Below are 17252 nucleotides of genomic sequence, written 5' to 3' on the forward strand. Positions count from 1 at the left end.
ACGACACCCCGGAATTGATGCCCCTGCCCATTATGTTGGCCCACCAGTTGACCAGGCGCCTGTCCGAGGTCCGCAAGAAGGGCACCCTGGACTACCTCCGCCCCGACGGCAAGTCCCAGGTGACGGTGGAATACGACAACGGCAAACCCAAGCGGGTCGACAATATCGTGATCTCGGCCCAGCATGACCCCGAAGTCAAGGAGGACCGGGTCAAAAGGGACATCCTGAAACACGTCATCAACCGGGTGGTCGACGCCAAACTGATGGACGACAAGACCAAGATCCTGGTCAATCCCACCGGACGGTTCGTGATCGGCGGGCCCCAGGGCGATTCCGGCCTGACCGGCCGCAAGATCATCGTGGACACCTACGGCGGGCTGGGCCGGCACGGGGGCGGCTGCTTCTCGGGCAAGGACCCGTCCAAAGTGGACCGGAGCGCCGCCTATGCCGCCAGATACATAGCCAAGAACGTGGTGGCGGCCGGGCTGGCCGAGCGCTGCGAGATCCAGCTGGCCTACGCCATCGGGGTGGCCGAACCGGTCTCCATCGCGGTGGACACCTACGGCACCGGCAAGGCGGACAGCGGCAGGCTGACCAAGATCATCCGCCAGCACTTTGATCTGACCCCCCACGGCATCGTCTCGATGCTGAACCTGAAACGGCCCATTTACCGCCGCACCGCGGCCTATGGCCACTTCGGGCGCGAGGAGGAAGGCTTTACCTGGGAAAAGACCGACATGGCTGCCAAGCTTAGGGCCGCGGCTAAAAAATAAGTGATCATTCAGCCACAAAGGCACTAGGACACTAAGCCAAATTTAAAAATTGGAAATGGGAAATCGTATTTGGTGCCACTTCGGCAAAGTTTACACTGAGCCGAGCCGAAGTGCTCAGTGCATGCTTGGTGTCACTTCGGCTGGCTCAGTGCACCGCTTGGTGGCTCTGAAGAGTTACAAATTTAAGGAGAAAGAAAGAATGAACTACGATATCAAGGATATCAAATTAGCTGCCCAGGGAAAGAACAAGATCGAGTGGGCCGAAAAATCCATGCCGGTGCTGCGGATCATCCGCCAGCGCTTTGAAAAAGAGAAGACTCTGAAAGGGGTAAAGCTCTCGGCCTGTCTCCACGTTACGGCCGAGACCGCCAACCTGATGCGGACGCTTAAAGCCGGCGGAGCCGAGCTCAGATTGTGCGCCTCCAACCCCCTTTCCACCCAGGACGAGGTGGCGGCCTCGCTGGTCAAAGACTACGGGGTCCAGGTTTTCGCGGTCAAGGGCGAGAATAAGGAGACCTACTACCGCCACCTCAACCAGTCGCTGGATCAGCGGCCCAACATCACCATGGACGACGGGGCCGACCTGGTCTCCGAGCTTCATTCCAAGCGGAGCGACCTTTTAAAGAACATCATCGGCGGGACCGAGGAAACCACCACCGGCGTCATCCGCTTAAGGAGCATGGAAAAGGCCGGAACCCTGGCCTTTCCGGTGATCGCGGTCAACGATTCTTTAACCAAGCATATGTTCGATAACCGTTACGGCACCGGGCAAAGCACCTTGGACGGAGTCTTAAGGGCCACCAACTTTCTGCTGGCCGGCTCCACCATGGTGGTGGCCGGTTACGGCTGGTGCGGCCGGGGGCTGGCCAGGCGGGGCAAGGGAATGGGAGCCAATGTCATCGTCACCGAGGTGGACAATGTCAAGGCACTGGAAGCCCTGATGGACGGTTTTTTGGTGATGCCCCTGGCTCAGGCCGCCAGATTGGGAGATCTCTTCATCACGGTCACCGGCGACATCAACGTCATTCGGTCCGAACATTTCAAGGCCATGAAGGACGGAGCCATTGTCTGCAATTCCGGGCACTTTAACGTGGAGCTGGATCTGGCCGGACTGTGCAAAGTGGCCAAGGCCAAGCGCGAGGTCAGGCCGCTGGTCGAGGAATACGTCATGCCTTCGGGCCGTCACGTCATCATCCTGGCCGAGGGACGTTTGATAAACCTGGCCAGCGCCGAGGGACATCCGGCCAGCGTGATGGACATGAGCTTTGCCAACCAGTCATTGGCGGCCGAGACCCTGGCCAAAAAAGGCCGGGGCATGCAGAAGAAGGTGTATTCCCTGCCCCAGGAGATGGACCAGCAGATAGCCGGTCTTAAGCTGAAAGCCATGGGAGTCAAGGTGGACACCCTGACCCCGGAGCAGAAGAAGTACCTGGCCTCGTGGGAGATGGGTACCTAATCCAAAGAATACAAAGCCACCGAAACACGCAAAAGGCTCGAAATAATTACAACTCAAATAAAAAAAGCGGGCAAGACTGTATTCTTTTAAAAATACAGCTTGCCCGCCGGCAAACAAAATCAAGAGGAAGCACTAACGGCCGTTTAAGTCAGTTTCTTCCGGCAAAAACCAAATATCTTGTATTCCCCCTTTTTGTTTTCAGCCACAACGCATAAAGGGGCGGTTGGTATTTGGTTTTGATCCGGAGGCGCTGAGTTAGAACGGTTTTTTTATTTGGGGGCCCGGTAAAGAATGTACAGCCCCAGTGCTCCGAAAATCAGATTGGGAAGCCAGGCCGCCAGCCCGGGCATCAGGGAAGCATTATGGCCCAGGGCCCGCCCGGTCTGCAATATCCCCCAAAAAACAAAGCAGACCAAAAGCGATAGGGAGAAACTTAAAGTGGCCCCGCTTTTTCGGGCATTGGAGAGGATGGGCAGCCCGAAAAGCAAGATGATGAAATTGGCAAAGGGAAAGGAAAGCTTGAAATACAGGTCCACCACGTAACGGTGGGCGTCGCCGCCGGAGCGCCGCAGGGCGTCGATATACCTGGCCAATTGGGCAAAATTCATCTCGTCCGGCAGCAGGACCCTTTTGGTGAATGATTCCGGGGTTTCCTGGAATCCGGTCAAAGCCAGAAACTGGAGGCTGTCCTCCTGCATCTGGTCGTTGATGAATTGGCGCCGGATGATGGGCGCTCCTTTGATCCCCTGAAGTTCCCAGTGATCGTTGACCCATAGTCCCCTGGGGGCATCCACCCGCACCGCCAGCCGGTTTTGGGCGTCCAGCTGCCAGATCACCACCGAGTCCATGGCGGCTTGGGGAACGTCGTATTTTTTGATGAAATAAAATCTTCCCCCGGTGCCGGCATAGTATAAATTAGTGCGGATCGATTCGAAATACAAGCTGCGTTTTCGGATATCCTGACGCTCCAGGTTCCCCCGTTTTTGGTTAGTATAAGGGACCACCGTCTCCCCGAAGCCCAGCGCCATCAGGCTTACCAGCAGGCCCAGTAGCAGCAGCGGCAGGAATATCCGGTTAAGGCTGACGCCCGAGGACTTGAGGGCCACGATCTCATAATTCCTCGACATCTGGCTGATGGTCCCCATGCTGGCCAATAGCATGGCCACCGGCAGGGTCAGCACCAGGATATAGGGTATCTGATATAGATAGAAAAGAGCCACCATCCAAAGTTTTGCCTTGGCGTCAATGAAGATGTCCAGTTTCTCAAAGACGTCCACCAGGATGAAAAGCAGCGCAAAGGAAACCAAAGCCAGCAGCATGGTTTTCAGGAATTCGCGGATCAGATAGCGGTCGATGATCTTCATATTGCCTTTTTGGGGATTAGTTTGCGCAGGTCGATCTCGGAGTTCTGCCACAAAAGGAGCAGGGATCCGCAGGTTCCCAAAATAATATTAGCGGCCCACATAGCCAGCCAGGGAGACATTATCTGGCGGTCGGCCAATTCTTCGCCGCCCACCAAAGCCAGATAATAAAGCACGAAGAATCCCAGGGCCAGGCCAATGCTGGCGCCCATGGAACCCCGCCGGGTCAGAGCTCCCAGCGGCGCTCCCAGAAATACGAAGACCAGGCAAGCAAAAGGGATGGCCAGTTTTTTTTGAACCTCCACCTGGTAGCGCCGGATGTCGCTGGTCTTATTGTGGATATCCTGCTTGAACTGCTCTTTTTGCCAGAACGACAGCCGGGCCGAATCGGCCAACTGGGTTTTGACGGGGGCGATGGTTTGTTCTATCTGGGCTATCTGCGCCCGCATCATTTGAGAGGTCATTTCCCGGTCTCCCCGCTGAGCCCGCACCGTCTGGACCGTGGCCGGGTCCAGGGGCAGATTGATGACGTGGGTGTTGAAATCCATTTTGTGGTAGGTCCGGGGATCGCTGGCGTCGGCTTCGTGGATCTGCCCCCGCCACAGTTCCAGCCGCAGAACGTTCTGTTTGCTCATCATGGTCAGCTGCCCTTCGTCGGCGATTATGGTGCGGGGGTAGCCATTGGGGACGCTTTCGTAGATGGTGATCTTATGCAGGCGGGAATTGCCGGCATCCACCTTGCCCACCAGGATATTGTAGCCGGTAAAATCCGAAACGAAAGTGTTTTCCTTAAGCCTTAACGTCGGTTTGGCGGAGGATATGGCCATGAAAGTGTTCTTTAACGAATGGTTGGCCTCGGGCAGGACCCGGTCGGTAAAAAAGTACAGGCCGATGGTCAAAATTATACTGGCCAGTACCGGGGCCAGAAGCAGCCGGGCCAAAGGCAGGCCGGCGGATTTAAGAGCGGTCAGTTCGTTGTCTCCTGAGATCCGGCCGAAGGTCATCAATACCGCCACCAGCACCGCCATGGGAACGGTCAGGGCCAGTATCGACGGCAGGCTTAAGGCAAATATCTTAAACACCACCAGCCCGGTCACCCGTTTGCCGATCAAAAGGTCGATCAGCTCAAACAGTTTGTCCATCAGCAAAATGAAGGTGGTGACGGCCAACGCAAAGAAAAAGGGGGCCAGGTGCTCCCTCAAAAGATAACGATCCGCTATTTTCATGGCCCTAATATTAACCCGTAATCCTTAAAAATGCAAGAGTTTTCTACATCCCGGCAGACAGGCTGGAAACCAATTAAACAGGAGTGCCTTCGCTGAGGCTACGGCCTCCAAGAGAAGACAAGCAAGTAGCCTAAGCGAAAGCTATGGCACACGCTTGCGTGCCGAAGCAGCCACTATTAATAGCTACTACAGCGTGCAGGCACGAGGAAGCTGTAATAAAAGCGCAAGCGAATTAACAAGATTTAACGGATTTATTTTAATTCTGATTGTCTTGTAAAGCCTGATAAAAAGATTTTTTAGACAAATTTTGAAACCACTTTCCGCAAATAAGACATTCAAACTCATTCTGTCCCTGTTCCTGGTAACGTTGGCCGGAGCGGGCCTGGCTTGGGCCCAGGAGCCGGGTTCGCTTGATTCCCTGACCGCAGGATTCATCGGCCAGCCGATCAGGGATCAGAATATAGCGGTTAAAGACAGTCTGAATCTGAGCCTTAACGCCATGCTGGAACTGGAAATGTACAAGGACTTCCCGCTATCCCAAAATTATAACACACTGGAAGGCGTCGGCCTGAAGCGCCGCCAGTCCGGATTGTCAACTCTGTGGCGGCAGAACAACGCTGACTTTTTGGCCAAGCCGGCCGCCGACCGCTCCGGCGAAGGGCTGATTCCCGACATCAATGTGTCGCTGCCGGGGATCGGTAAGTTGCTGGGTTCCGGCGCCCAGATAAAAATAAGCGGCAGCGAAAAAATAACCATAGGCGGCCAGCAAACCGACAACTATGGAAGAATAGATTTCACCGAGGCCACCGGCAGTTTTGCCCTGAAAATAAAGCAGGAACAACAGGTAAATCTGGAGGGCATCATCGGCGAAAGGCTGCACGTTCTGATAGACTGGAACAGCGAAGCCTTGACGGACAAGAAAAGCAAGATCCGCCTGTATTACGAGGGCAAGGAAGACGAGATTCTGCAAAGGCTGGAGGCCGGGGACACCGAGTTCAGCCTGGTGGGAGCATCCTTGATCGGCGGCCTGACTACCCAGCACAAGGGACTGTTCGGACTGAAGGGAGTGGCCAGGCTGGGCGGCTTGGAGCTGACCGCCATTGCCAGCAAGGACGAGGGGCAGGGCGAGACCAAGAGTTTTGTGGGCCAAAGCCAGCAGAAGGAAAACAAATACAACGACAAGGATTTCATCGCTCACCGTTTTTTCTGGATTCCGCTGGCCGATCCGGCCGATTCCATCGCTGATCTGCGGGTCTATGTAAATTCGCAAAACCAATCCCAGACTAACGAGAAAACGGTTAACGGGCTGAACCGCAGCAGGCGGGATTTTCGCCCTTTTTATGGATTAGATACTTTTGCCGTTATAGACACAAGCAGTTATAGGGCCATCGAAAAGAAGGTGATCGAGGAATACGGCTACGAAAGGATCATCGGCGGCGGCGGCTATCTTTTAAGCTTGGAATACGGGTTGCAGTCCACCGATGTGTTAATGGTGGCTTATAAAACCAAAAACGAACGGTATTATCCGGACTCGACTATTTTTAAAGGCGCCAGCCAGCCCAACCTGGCCGTCATCAAGCCCGGCAACTGCCGGCCACCGGACAGCCTGTCGGCCGACGGCTACGCCTGGAACTATGAATTCAGAAATTTTTACAATATCGGTTCCAGCAATATCGTGGAAAGCAGCCTTAGCATCAAAGTTAAAAAAAGAACCGAAGGACTGGATACAGATTACCCGGAAAGGGATTCGGTCAGCAAAAAGAGATTTACCTATCTGATGGACTTGTCCGATTCCAACGGCGTGATCAATTTCCAGAACCTGCACCTGTCCAAGGGTTATTTCTATTTTAACTTAAAGTATCCCCCGTACCTGACCCGGCCATTTGACCACGATAGCCTGCGGGTGAAGAACCCGGCCATTTACGACAGCGTCAATCTGGAGAGGGTTACGCCCCAATACCAGATAGTGGTCGGCTATCTTACCAAAGAAGCGGTGTACATGCTGGATGTTCCCGGACAGTTGATAGAGGAAGATGGAACCGTGCAGGTGACCATCGGCGGGGAGACGGTGCCGTCCAATCAATATACGGTGGATTACGAGACCGGAACGATCACCTTTGCCGAGGCCTACCGGGAAAAGGTGATCCAGGCCGGCACCGGCCTGAAAATCAGCTATCAATACCTGCCCTGGGCCTCCTTCGGCACCAAGACCCTGGCCGGCTTGCGGGGCATCTATAAATTCAGCGAACAGGCCCAGCTGGGCGGAACCTGGCTGTACCGCAGCGAGCAAAGCCTGGAGACCAAGCCCCGGCTGGGCGAGGAGCCCGCCCGGATGATAGTGGCCGGGCTGGACGGATTCTACAAGGCCAGCCCCGGATTTTTGACCACTCTGGTAAACTATCTGCCGGGGGTGGAAACCGAGGCTGTTTCAAGTTTTGAGATCTCGGCCGAGGCTGCGGCCAACTTTCCCAACCCCAACACCAAGGGCGAGGTTTTTCTGGACGACATGGACGGCGCCAAGCTGACCGACGGCCTGAGCCTGCTCCGTCAGGGTTGGGTGCATTCCAGCATTCCGGCCGATCCCCGTTTTCCCAAAACTAGGGATCAATTGGCCCAAAGAACTTTTTGGTACAATCCCGAAACCAAGGTGACCCAGGGAGAGATAAACCCGGCCATCACCGATGAGAACCTGAAAAAAGATCAGGTTACCACTCTTAAGCTCCATCACGAACCGGACAGCGTGGCGCGTCAAAATTCTTGGACGGGCATTACCCAATTGCTCAGCAAGAACGGAATAGATTTAAGCCAAAGCAAACTGCTTAATGTCTGGGTAAGAACCAGCTCCGACATAAGACTGCATATAGATTTCGGCCGGGAGATCAGCAGGGACCAGGTATGGCGCGATGCCTGGGGCAACATCAAAGGCCGCCCCGATACCGTGGACGCCGAGCCATTGGCCCCCGGCGGCCAGCAGATATATGTTGACGCCAATGACATCGGCTTGGACAGCGTTGACCAGGCGGATGCCGAAGCCTTGGGGACCGGCGACGCCGGCAACGACGACTTTGTCGCCGGCGATTCCACCCGCGGCAACGGAACCGAAGGCAACGGGATCTACGATACCGAGGATCTTAAACTTTCCGGCAAAGGCCCGGGAGAATATTGGAAACAAAGCGACAGTTACTATACCTTTGCCTTCAATCTTTCGGGAAGCAGCGGGGACCCCAACCCCAGCGGTTGGCGGAAATTTTCGGTGCCGCTGGATTCGGCCAGTCCGGCAGGTTATCAATACGGCTGGGGCAACATTTACTATGCCCGGGTTTGGGTGGACAGCTGCGCAGCCGCCTCGGCCGAGGTGGAACTGGCTTTGGTGGAAATATCGGGCAACCGCTGGCAGGAGAAACCCATTACTGCGGCATTGTATTCCAATCCGGTGGACAGCAGCGAGCAATTCCACATAACGGTCAAAAACAACAAGGACGACGCCGACTATCTGCCCCCTCCCAATGCGGTGGAGACTGAAAACGGGCGCCCCAAGTTCGAGCAGAGCCTGGCTTTAAAATTGGCCAACCTCAAACCAGGGCACCTGGCGTTGGCCCAAAGAAACACCAATGCCAGGGAAAATAATTATACCGGTTATAAAAAACTTAAAATCTGGGTCAAAGGGCGTTCCGGAGCCGGGCAGTTTCTGGTTCGGCTGGCGTCTAACGCGGACAGCTCCAGCCCTTTTTATCAATACACCGGATCGCTTTCGGCCGGATGGCAGGAGTTATCGCTGACCCTGGAAGATTTAAGCAGCCTGAAGAAGCTTGAACCCGACGCCCGCGGCTTCAGGCAGCAGGGGGCCTTTACCGTCAAGGGCACTCCCAATCTGGCCAGCATCGGCGCGCTGTATTTGGGCGCGCTCAATCAGGATACGTTGGTTCCTTTTTACAGCGACGAGGTCTGGTTTGACAATCTCCGCTTGGACGAAGTGCGGCGAGACCGGGGAACGGCGGTAATAGCCAATATCAGGCTGGGGCTGGCCGACCTGTTATCCCTCAGTCTGGGATATAACCGCACTGATGCTTATTGGTACACGATGGACCGTGTCCCAGCGTTGTCCCAGGATGTAAGCTATAGCCTGAGCGGAAACTTGCAGCTGGATAAGTTTTATCTTAACCGCCTGGGCCTGGCCGTACCGGTGCGCTTCGGGGCCAGCCTGTCAGAGAGTTACCCCTGGTATGGCGGAGACGACCGCAAGCTGACCGATCAGGAAAGCTCCGAACAAATGAACTGGAGCCGCGGCCAGGATGCAGGCATTTCCCTGAGCAAGAACCCGTCCCGGTGGTGGCTGACGGATTTCACCATAGACCGGATGACGGCCTCGCTGGCCTGGAGCCGCACTACATTCAGCAACAGGCAAAATTCCGACAGTAACACCACCCTTAACACCGGCATCAATTGGGGATGGGGCCCCAAAGCCAAAAGAAGTCTGGGGATAAAGAACTGGCTGAAACTCTATTACCTGCCTTCCGGAATCTCTTTTGCAGTCAACAACAACCGCATCTGGCGCTGGAATCTGGACAAGCAGGTCAATGCGGTCAGCACCGCCGGCAGCGGCCTGACCCGGGGCGGCAGCGCCGCTCTGGGCTGGCAGATAGCCGACCCCTTGAAATATTCACTGACCACTAACCGCAATCTTTTACAGAGTACCGGCGCTGGCGAACTGGCCCGGCGTTACGGCCTGGGAGCGGAGGTTTCCCGCACCCAGTCGGTGGATTACCATACCACCCTTAGCTGGCTCAAAATAGTGCAGCCCACCTTTAACTATAGCGCCACTTATAACCAGGCCAACCGGGCGTACCTGGTTCCGGGCAACCCTGATTCCTCATCGTTTCTGGATGTTTCCAACGCCAACAACCTTTCGCTCAACGCCAATCTGGAAATAGCCAAGTGGTTAGTCAAAGTTACGGCCCTACGGAACGAAGCCCGGGACGATTCCACCGAAGCCGGGACTCCTTTATGGTTAGTCATCCAGCTGGAAAAAATGCTTAAAAAAATGGATCCGCTGGATTTAACTTTCTCCCAAAGCAAAACCAACAGTTCGTCGGGGCTGAAAAGCCGGCCGGATATTTTTTATCCCGACATTTTTTATCAGTTAGGCTGGCGCCGGAAACCGCGTTCGGCGGAAAGCTATGCCCCCCTGGCCCAGGAGCGGGCCGGCATCACCAATAACTATTCGGCCAGCACCGGGGGCTCGCTGGGCCAGTTAAGCATCAATGCCGGCTGGCAGCGTAACGATTCCTGGACCTGGGAGCCAAACAGCGCTATCTCCAGCCAGGCCACCACCTGGCCTGACCTCAGGACCAGCCTGAACTCGGTGGAGCGGATGTTCAAAGGCCTAAAAATACTGACCAGCGCCAGCCTAAGCAGCAATTATTCCAAGCGCGAGGATATGGCCTTTCAGGCCGGCCGGGATCGGGATACCACCCGCTGGAACATCAGCCGCAGTTTCAGCCCCATGATCTCCCTGAATACCAGATGGAAAAAGCAGGTCAGCGCCCAGGCTTCCTTTGATTATTCCACCACCGACAGCCGCCTGCCCTCCGCCGGCGCCGAGTTTCCCAGCGGCTGGCAGAAAGACTATTCCCGCAATATGAAAGTCAGCGCCTCGGGCAGTTATTCCTTCAGCGCGCCCCAGGGCTTTGTGCTTAACCTGTGGAAAATGGGCAAGAAAAGGTTCAAATTCAAAAGCGATCTTAACCTGGGACTGCAGACCAATTATTCCAATACTGTTTCGGCCCCCAAATTGGATTTGAATGAGCCGGTCAGCAAGGACAAATACGACAGCGATAAAACTGAGATATCCATTTCGCCCAACGCCACCTATAATTTTACCCGGAACATCAAGGGGGAGTTAAGCGGGTCATATACCAGCAGCACAAATAAAATAATTAAAACCACGGACAGCCGTTCCTACAGCCTTAACGCCACCGTCACCGTAACTTTTTAACCGCGCCATGTTTGGATTTACCCCGGACGAAAAAAAGGCCGTGATATTTTTGACGGCCGCTTTTGTGGCCGGCACCGCCATCTTGGTTTATAAAAAAAGCCATCCCGGTTTTGCCCCGGGCTTGAAAAGCGTCATCGCCGGACTGCCGACTCCCCGCGACAGCGGGGCGGCTCAAAGTCTTTCGGCCGACACCCTCGGGTCTGAAGAAGTATTGTCTAATCAGAGCCAAAAATATTTCCCGGCCCAAAGGGTCAACATCAATCGGGCTTCGCAGCAGGCCTTGGAAAAACTGCCTAATATCGGGCCGGCCATGGCCAGGAGGATAGTTGATTACCGGGCCGCCCAAGGCGGATTTAAGAAAGCGGATGAATTGAGGAAAGTAAGGGGCATCGGCCCCAAGCGCCTGAGTCAGCTGATAGAGCATGTGACGGTGGGTCCCTGAGACAATAACGAGAAAATGAATGTAAGATGCTTTCCGGCTTGAAGAAAAACGAGAAGGAACTGGCCCTGCCGGTAAAGATCGCCGAGTTTGCCAAACTGCTTGACGATGCCAGGGCCGAGGACAAGGTTCAGGAAGAGCTTAAGGCCAAGACCCAGGAATCCACGGTTCGGCTGAACAAACTGATGAAAGACCTTAAAGACAACTCGGCCCGGATAATAAGCTCGTTGCAGGGACAATACGGCAAGAAGAACGAGAAATTGGAGGAGTTCGGGATTAAGCCATTGAAGAGCGGGCGAAGGAAACCTGCGGTCAAGCAACAAGTTTGTCATTAGACAATTCCACTATGCCGGATTATTCGGGAGGCAATCCAGTTTCATTGCCCAAAAATTAACATTGGAATCGCAATAATTGCCGTTGCAAGCCCCAAAATTAGCTGTCGGACTCCGATAATTAGTGACGGAACTCCGAAAATAGTCGTTTAACCTCTGAAAATTGCCGTTGAATGGATAAAAATTAGTGTTTATGGGTAAACAATTAATTTTCGGAGCATAAGAATTAGTTAGAAATGGTTTTCCGCAGTATGCGGCCTAACTTTGTAACCAACGGCCTTGACTTTTGCGAGGAAAAGATATACACTTTAACTGAACGCTAAAGGAAAAACCCATGAAACGCATACTTACATTATTAATTCTGAATTTGACATTTGTAATTCTGCCGGCTGTGCCGGCAGCAGGGCAGACCACTTACAACCTGCAGATTATGTGGCAGAAAGGCTCGCCGGATAAACCAGTGCCCGGCGCAGTACCGTATTGGGGATATGTTATGTGTGGAGGTGATCTGAATGCCGATGGTTATTCGGACATCGTCAGTTATACGGATTCAATCATAGAGCTTGGTGGTGAGAGGTTAAGGTGTAAGATATATATATTCCACGGTGGCCCGGCAATTGATACTTTGCCGGATCAAGTGATAGTATACGATTCCATCGGTGCTCACCCGTCTTTGTGCATTGCTGATTTCAACCATGACGGGTATAACGACCTTGCCATAGGCGATGATAACGGTGTTGGCGCAAGCGCGAACAAAGGATGTGTAAATATTCATTATGGGAATGGGGTGGATGTTTCCTCAACGCCTGGTTTGGTGATAATAAGTCCCGGAAGCGCGACAAATACGAGTTTTGGAGTTACCATATCCGCTGGCGATATCAATGGCGATGGAATTGATGATTTAATTGTGGGCGCATACAGTTGGGGCGTTGGCAATTCTGAAGGCCGGGTGTACGTGTATTACGGGGATACGCTGGGCCTGCACACCTGGCCGGATGTTTATATGACCGGGCACGGCGAGGCCGGGTATTACGAGTTCTTCGGCCATGACGTATCCAGCGGGGATGACATGAACGGCGACGGGTATGACGACATATTAGTGGGCGCGCATGGCAACTGCAAGACTGCTTTGGCCGCGGGCAAAGTATATGTGTATTACGGCGGCGCTCCGATGGACACGGTGGCCGATGGATGGGTATACGGGGAGGGGTATGAGCAGACATTGGGTGTGTTTAATGTTTCCAATGTTTCCGCTGACACGGCCGGTTTTAACGCAGTGGGTTGGTTCGGAACGCCGATCTGGCCATCCAATGCCGGTGACCTTGACTCTGGAAAATGTTACATGATACCAGGTGACGTTACCGGTGAAATAACGCCATTATTCACGGTGCTTGGGAATAATAAAAGCAGCGGGCTAGGTTGTTGGTCTTCCTCATCGGGATACAGCGATAAGGATAAACTGGAGGACCTGGTCGCAGGAGCGGCATATGAAAACGACGATAAGGGTGCTGTTTATTTATGGTTACGAAAGCCTACGATGAACAGTCAATATGACGCATATATTTTAGGACGATACGGCATTCCAGGAGCTCACGGAGATGTAATGGGAGCAAGCGTAGCCAAAGCCGGGGACGTTGATGGCGACGGCAAGGATGAGTTTTTGATATCAAATTACTGGGCCGATAGTAACAACATGATCTGGCTGTGCAAGTACACTGGTCCCGATGGAATAGAGGACGAAAATGTTGAAAACGTTAAAGAGGTTAAATTGTTACAGAACGTTCCCAATCCGTTCACGCACACAACCACTATTTCCTTCCAGCTTCCACAACCAGCGACCGTGACCCTAAAGGTGTACAACATTGCCGGACAGTTGGTAAAGACATTAGTAAATGAAGATAAGAAGGTGGGAAGTTATGAAGTTAAGTGGAATGGGTGCGATGAAAGGGGACAATGGGTTTCCAACGGAATATATATCTATCAACTTAAAACAGGAGGAAGAAGCATGGTAAGAAGAATGATCTGCATCAGGTGAGCGTGCATAAATCAAAAAATGAAATCAGAAAACGCCACCGCCTTTGGCGGGGTGCCGCCAGCGGCGGCAAAGGCAGAAAACGAACAACGAAAGGAAAACGAACATGTCTAAGAGATTTCTGGGATTTATGGCGGCTGTGTTGTGTCTGATTGGCATAACGGCTGCCCAGGGACAGACTTATATCTACTCTGTGCCGATAAACCCCTGGGACAAGGAATACACCGGCGCGGTGCGGGGCATTTCCGAAGGCGGTACATGGGCGGTTGGCGCCGGCGGCCTGGTGTTGCGCAAGAGCGGGACCACTTGGAATACAGTTGATCTGGGCCTGGCGGAATACGACCTGAACGCGGTGCGCTTCGTCGGCAGTTATGGCTGGATTGTCGGCGAGAAGAAGGCGGCGCCGGATAAATACAAAGGTGTTTTGATGCGAACAATCGATGGAGGAATAAATTGGGCAGAGATATCACTTTCTGCTTTGAATCTCCCCGCCGGCACGGCCTTCAAGGACGTGTATTTTGCCGATGCGAATAAGGGATACATAGCTTGTGGCAATGGCCGAGTGCTGAAATCAACAAACGGAGGCGCTAACTGGACTGAGATTATCCCTTTTCCATTAGGGAGCGGTGAGAGCTACCGCTGGTACCAGAGCGTATATACGCCTGACGGCGTAAAGGTGCGGCTAACCGCGGATAACGTTGGCACGGTGGACTCCACGCTTGGCGGCGGAAACTAATAGCAGGGCAGCCCACAAATGGTTAGAAAGGTTTAAAAGATCAAGAGGTTTAAAATGGTTTCCCGCGGTATGCGGCCTAACTTTGTAACCAACGGCCTTGACTTGTTCAAGGGAAAGATATAAGATATTATTGCACTCTATAAAAGGAAAAACCCATGAAACGCTGCATATTTATATTTTGCCTTCTGCCTTTTGCATTTTGCCTTTGCTTTGGGCAAACCACCTATAACCTGGACATCATCTGGCAAAAGGCAAAACCTGAAACCTCAGAACAATGGCAGGGTTGGGGACTAAGAATGGCTGGCGGTGACTTGAATGGCGACGGGTATTCTGATTTTGTTAGTTCCATAGACTCGGCAATTAATGTATCCGGCGATAGACTTAAATGTAAAGTGTATATTTTTAATGGTGGACCCACATTAAGCGCAACACCGAGCCAGGAACTTGTGTACGATTCAATAGGTTATCATCCCACCTTTTGCATAGCCGATTTTAATAAGGATGGCTACGGTGATTTGGCTGTAGGCGATGCTAGGGGAATAGGAACCAACGATAAAAAAGGCCAGGTAAATATCCACTACGGCACCGGGGTTGATTTGAACCCCACGCCGGACTTGGTGATTGGGGGCTACGGCAGCGCCACGGCCACGAACTTTGGCGGTACGATTTCCGCCGGTGATATCAACGGCGATGGCATAAGTGACCTGATAGTTGGCGCATACAGTTGGGGCGTGGGCAATTCTGAAGGCCGGGTGTACGTGTATTACGGGGATACGCTGGGCCTGCACACCTGGCCGGATGTTTATATGACCGGCCACGGCGAGGCCGGGTATTACGAGTTCTTCGGCCATGACGTATCCAGCGGGGGTGACATGAACGGCGACGGGTATGACGACATATTAGTGGGCGCGCATGGCAACTGCAAGACTGCTTTGGCCGCGGGCAAGGTGTATGTGTATTACGGCGGCGCGCCGATGGACACGGTGGCCGACGGATGGATATACGGGGAGGGGTATGAACAGACATTGGGAGCATTTAATGTGTCAGTCGTTAATAGTGACACAGCCGGTTTTAACGCGGTGGGCTGGTTCGGCACTCCGATCTGGGGGAACCCCGCGGGCGATTTTGGCGAGGGGAAATGCTATATGATACCCGGGGATATTACCGGAGAGATTGTGCCGGATTGGACGGTGGACGGAATTGAAATGACGGACAGCGGACTTGGTTATTGGTCATCCACTTCCGGATATGCGGATAAAGATAAATTAGGAGATCTGCTGGCCAGCGGGTTAGTGGCATTTTACGATCCCGGGAAGGCATATCTTTGGCTGCGGCGTCCAACGATGCAAAAGCAATGCGATGCGTATATCATCGGAAGGGGAAGCACTCCGGGCGGGGATGCCCTGGGCGCCCGTGTAGCCCTTGCCGGGGACGTTGACGGCGATGGTAAGGATGAGTTCTTAATCTCAAACTACTTCGCCGACACCGATAACATGATCTGGCTGTGCAAATACACTGGCCCCGATGCGGTTGCAGGGCAACCGCCAGTTGACCCGTTTAGTGTTTACAGTTCAAAGTTGTTCCAAAACAGCCCCAATCCGTTCCGTCACACAACCGCTATTTCCTTCCAGCTTCCACAACCAGCGACCGTGACCCTAAAGGTTTACAACATAGCGGGACAGTTGGTGAAGACATTAGTAAATGATGATAAGAAGGCGGGAAGTTATGAAGTTAAGTGGAATGGGCGCGATGACAACGGGCAAAAGGTTTCCAACGGAATATATATTTATCAACTTAAAACAGGAGGAGAAAGCATGGTAAGAAGAATGACCTGCATCAGGTGAGACTGGGTAAAAACAGAAAACGACCCCTCGACCACACTCATGGTAAAAAAACGGAAAATGTAAACGGTGAACAGCAAACACCAAACACGAATAACAAATAACAGTTTACGAATAACGAACAACGAAAGGAAACAAACATGTCTAAGAGATTTCTGGGGTTTATGGCGGCTGTGTTGTGCCTGATTGGCGTAACGGCTGCCTGGGGACAGACTTATATCTACTCGGTGCCGATAAACCCCTGGGACAAGGAATATACCGGCGCGGTGCGGGGCATTTCCGAAGGCGGTAACTGGGCGGTTGGCGCCGGCGGCCTGGTATTGCGCAAGAGCGGGACCACTTGGAATACAGTTGATCTGGGCCTGGCTGAATACGACCTGAACGCGGTGCGCTTCGTCGGCAGCTATGGCTGGATTGTCGGCGAGAAGAAGGCGGCGCCGAACAAGTATGAAGGTGTGCTCCGCCGAACGACGAATGGCGGAACGAGTTGGTTGATAGTATCAATGCCTGCCTTGCCCGCCGGCACGGCTTTCAAGGACATATCTTTTGCCAGCAATGGGACGGGTTTCATCGCTTGCGGGAATGGAAGAGTATTGAAGTCGACAGATCGAGGCGCTAACTGGACTGAGAACATCCCTTTTCCGTTAAGCGGTGGTGATAGCTACCGCTGGTACCAGAGCGTCTACACGCCTGACGGCGTAAAGGTGCGGCTAACCGCGGATAACGTTGGCACGGTGGACTCCACGCTTGGCGGCGGCGTCTGGAGTTCAAGAGTGGTTAAAACTTTGCCGGACGGCTACTACACCTGGCCGGCCAATACCAATATTCCAAATCTGGCCCTGGCGCCCGGCAGGATGGGCGTAAATAATTGGAATCAATACATTGTTCCTCTCAATCACGGCTATGTCGAGAAGTTCGGCGCATTAAGCCAGCCGGGCCCGAAATCAATCTGGTTTCCCGCAGCCGACAGCGTCTATGTCGCCGGCAGCGACGGCGAGCTGTTGAATACCTGGTATTTCGGGAATACTGCCGATCTATGCGGCATAACACATCTCGACGGG

11 protein-coding genes are annotated in these 17252 nt (G+C 53.4%); 9 read left to right on the plus strand and 2 right to left on the minus strand.

Annotated features, from left to right (window positions below; genetic code table 11):
• Together HY768_10080 and HY768_10085 are read left to right on the plus strand one after the other, a co-directional pair.
• Positions 1–773 (plus strand): methionine adenosyltransferase (locus HY768_10080; protein MBI4727543.1); only part of this gene is annotated, 773 nt, incomplete at its 5' end.
• 199 nt (positions 774–972) lie between these two features.
• Positions 973–2229, plus strand: a complete 1257-nt coding sequence (locus HY768_10085; GenBank protein MBI4727544.1) for an adenosylhomocysteinase — start codon at positions 973–975, stop codon at positions 2227–2229.
• A 269-nt stretch (positions 2230–2498) separates the two neighbouring features.
• Here the strand turns inward: HY768_10085 and lptG are convergent, their stop codons facing one another.
• Together lptG and HY768_10095 are read right to left on the minus strand one after the other, a co-directional pair.
• Positions 2499–3593, minus strand: coding sequence for an LPS export ABC transporter permease LptG (gene lptG / locus HY768_10090; protein MBI4727545.1), 1095 nt, complete (start codon positions 3591–3593; stop codon positions 2499–2501).
• Positions 3590–4816: an LptF/LptG family permease gene (locus HY768_10095; protein MBI4727546.1), complete on the minus strand. Its 1227-nt coding sequence runs from the start codon at positions 4814–4816 to the stop codon at positions 3590–3592. Before HY768_10095 ends, lptG begins: the two co-directional genes overlap by 4 nt.
• 307 nt (positions 4817–5123) lie before the next feature.
• Here HY768_10095 and HY768_10100 point away from each other — a divergent pair, with 307 nt between their 5' ends.
• The 7 genes from HY768_10100 to HY768_10130 all read left to right on the plus strand — a co-directional run.
• Complete coding sequence (locus tag HY768_10100; GenBank protein ID MBI4727547.1) at positions 5124–10811, plus strand: hypothetical protein; 5688 nt, start codon at positions 5124–5126, stop codon at positions 10809–10811.
• 7 nt (positions 10812–10818) lie between these two features.
• Complete coding sequence (locus tag HY768_10105; GenBank protein ID MBI4727548.1) at positions 10819–11253, plus strand: helix-hairpin-helix domain-containing protein; 435 nt, start codon at positions 10819–10821, stop codon at positions 11251–11253.
• A 26-nt stretch (positions 11254–11279) separates the two neighbouring features.
• Positions 11280–11585 carry a hypothetical protein gene (locus HY768_10110; protein ID MBI4727549.1) on the plus strand — a complete coding sequence of 102 codons (306 nt, stop codon included), beginning with the start codon at positions 11280–11282 and terminating at the stop codon, positions 11583–11585.
• A 331-nt stretch (positions 11586–11916) separates the two neighbouring features.
• Positions 11917–13617: an FG-GAP repeat protein gene (locus tag HY768_10115; GenBank protein MBI4727550.1), complete on the plus strand. Its 1701-nt coding sequence runs from the start codon at positions 11917–11919 to the stop codon at positions 13615–13617.
• 103 nt (positions 13618–13720) lie between these two features.
• Complete coding sequence (locus HY768_10120) at positions 13721–14350, plus strand: hypothetical protein (protein ID MBI4727551.1); 630 nt, start codon at positions 13721–13723, stop codon at positions 14348–14350.
• A 446-nt stretch (positions 14351–14796) separates the two neighbouring features.
• Complete coding sequence (locus HY768_10125; protein ID MBI4727552.1) at positions 14797–16194, plus strand: FG-GAP repeat protein; 1398 nt, start codon at positions 14797–14799, stop codon at positions 16192–16194.
• A gap of 137 nt (positions 16195–16331) precedes the next feature.
• A partial coding sequence (locus HY768_10130; GenBank protein MBI4727553.1) for a hypothetical protein occupies positions 16332–17252 on the plus strand: 921 nt, incomplete at its 3' end.

The organism is candidate division TA06 bacterium, from assembly GCA_016208585.1.
Taxonomy (GTDB): Bacteria; Edwardsbacteria; AC1; order AC1; family EtOH8; genus UBA5202.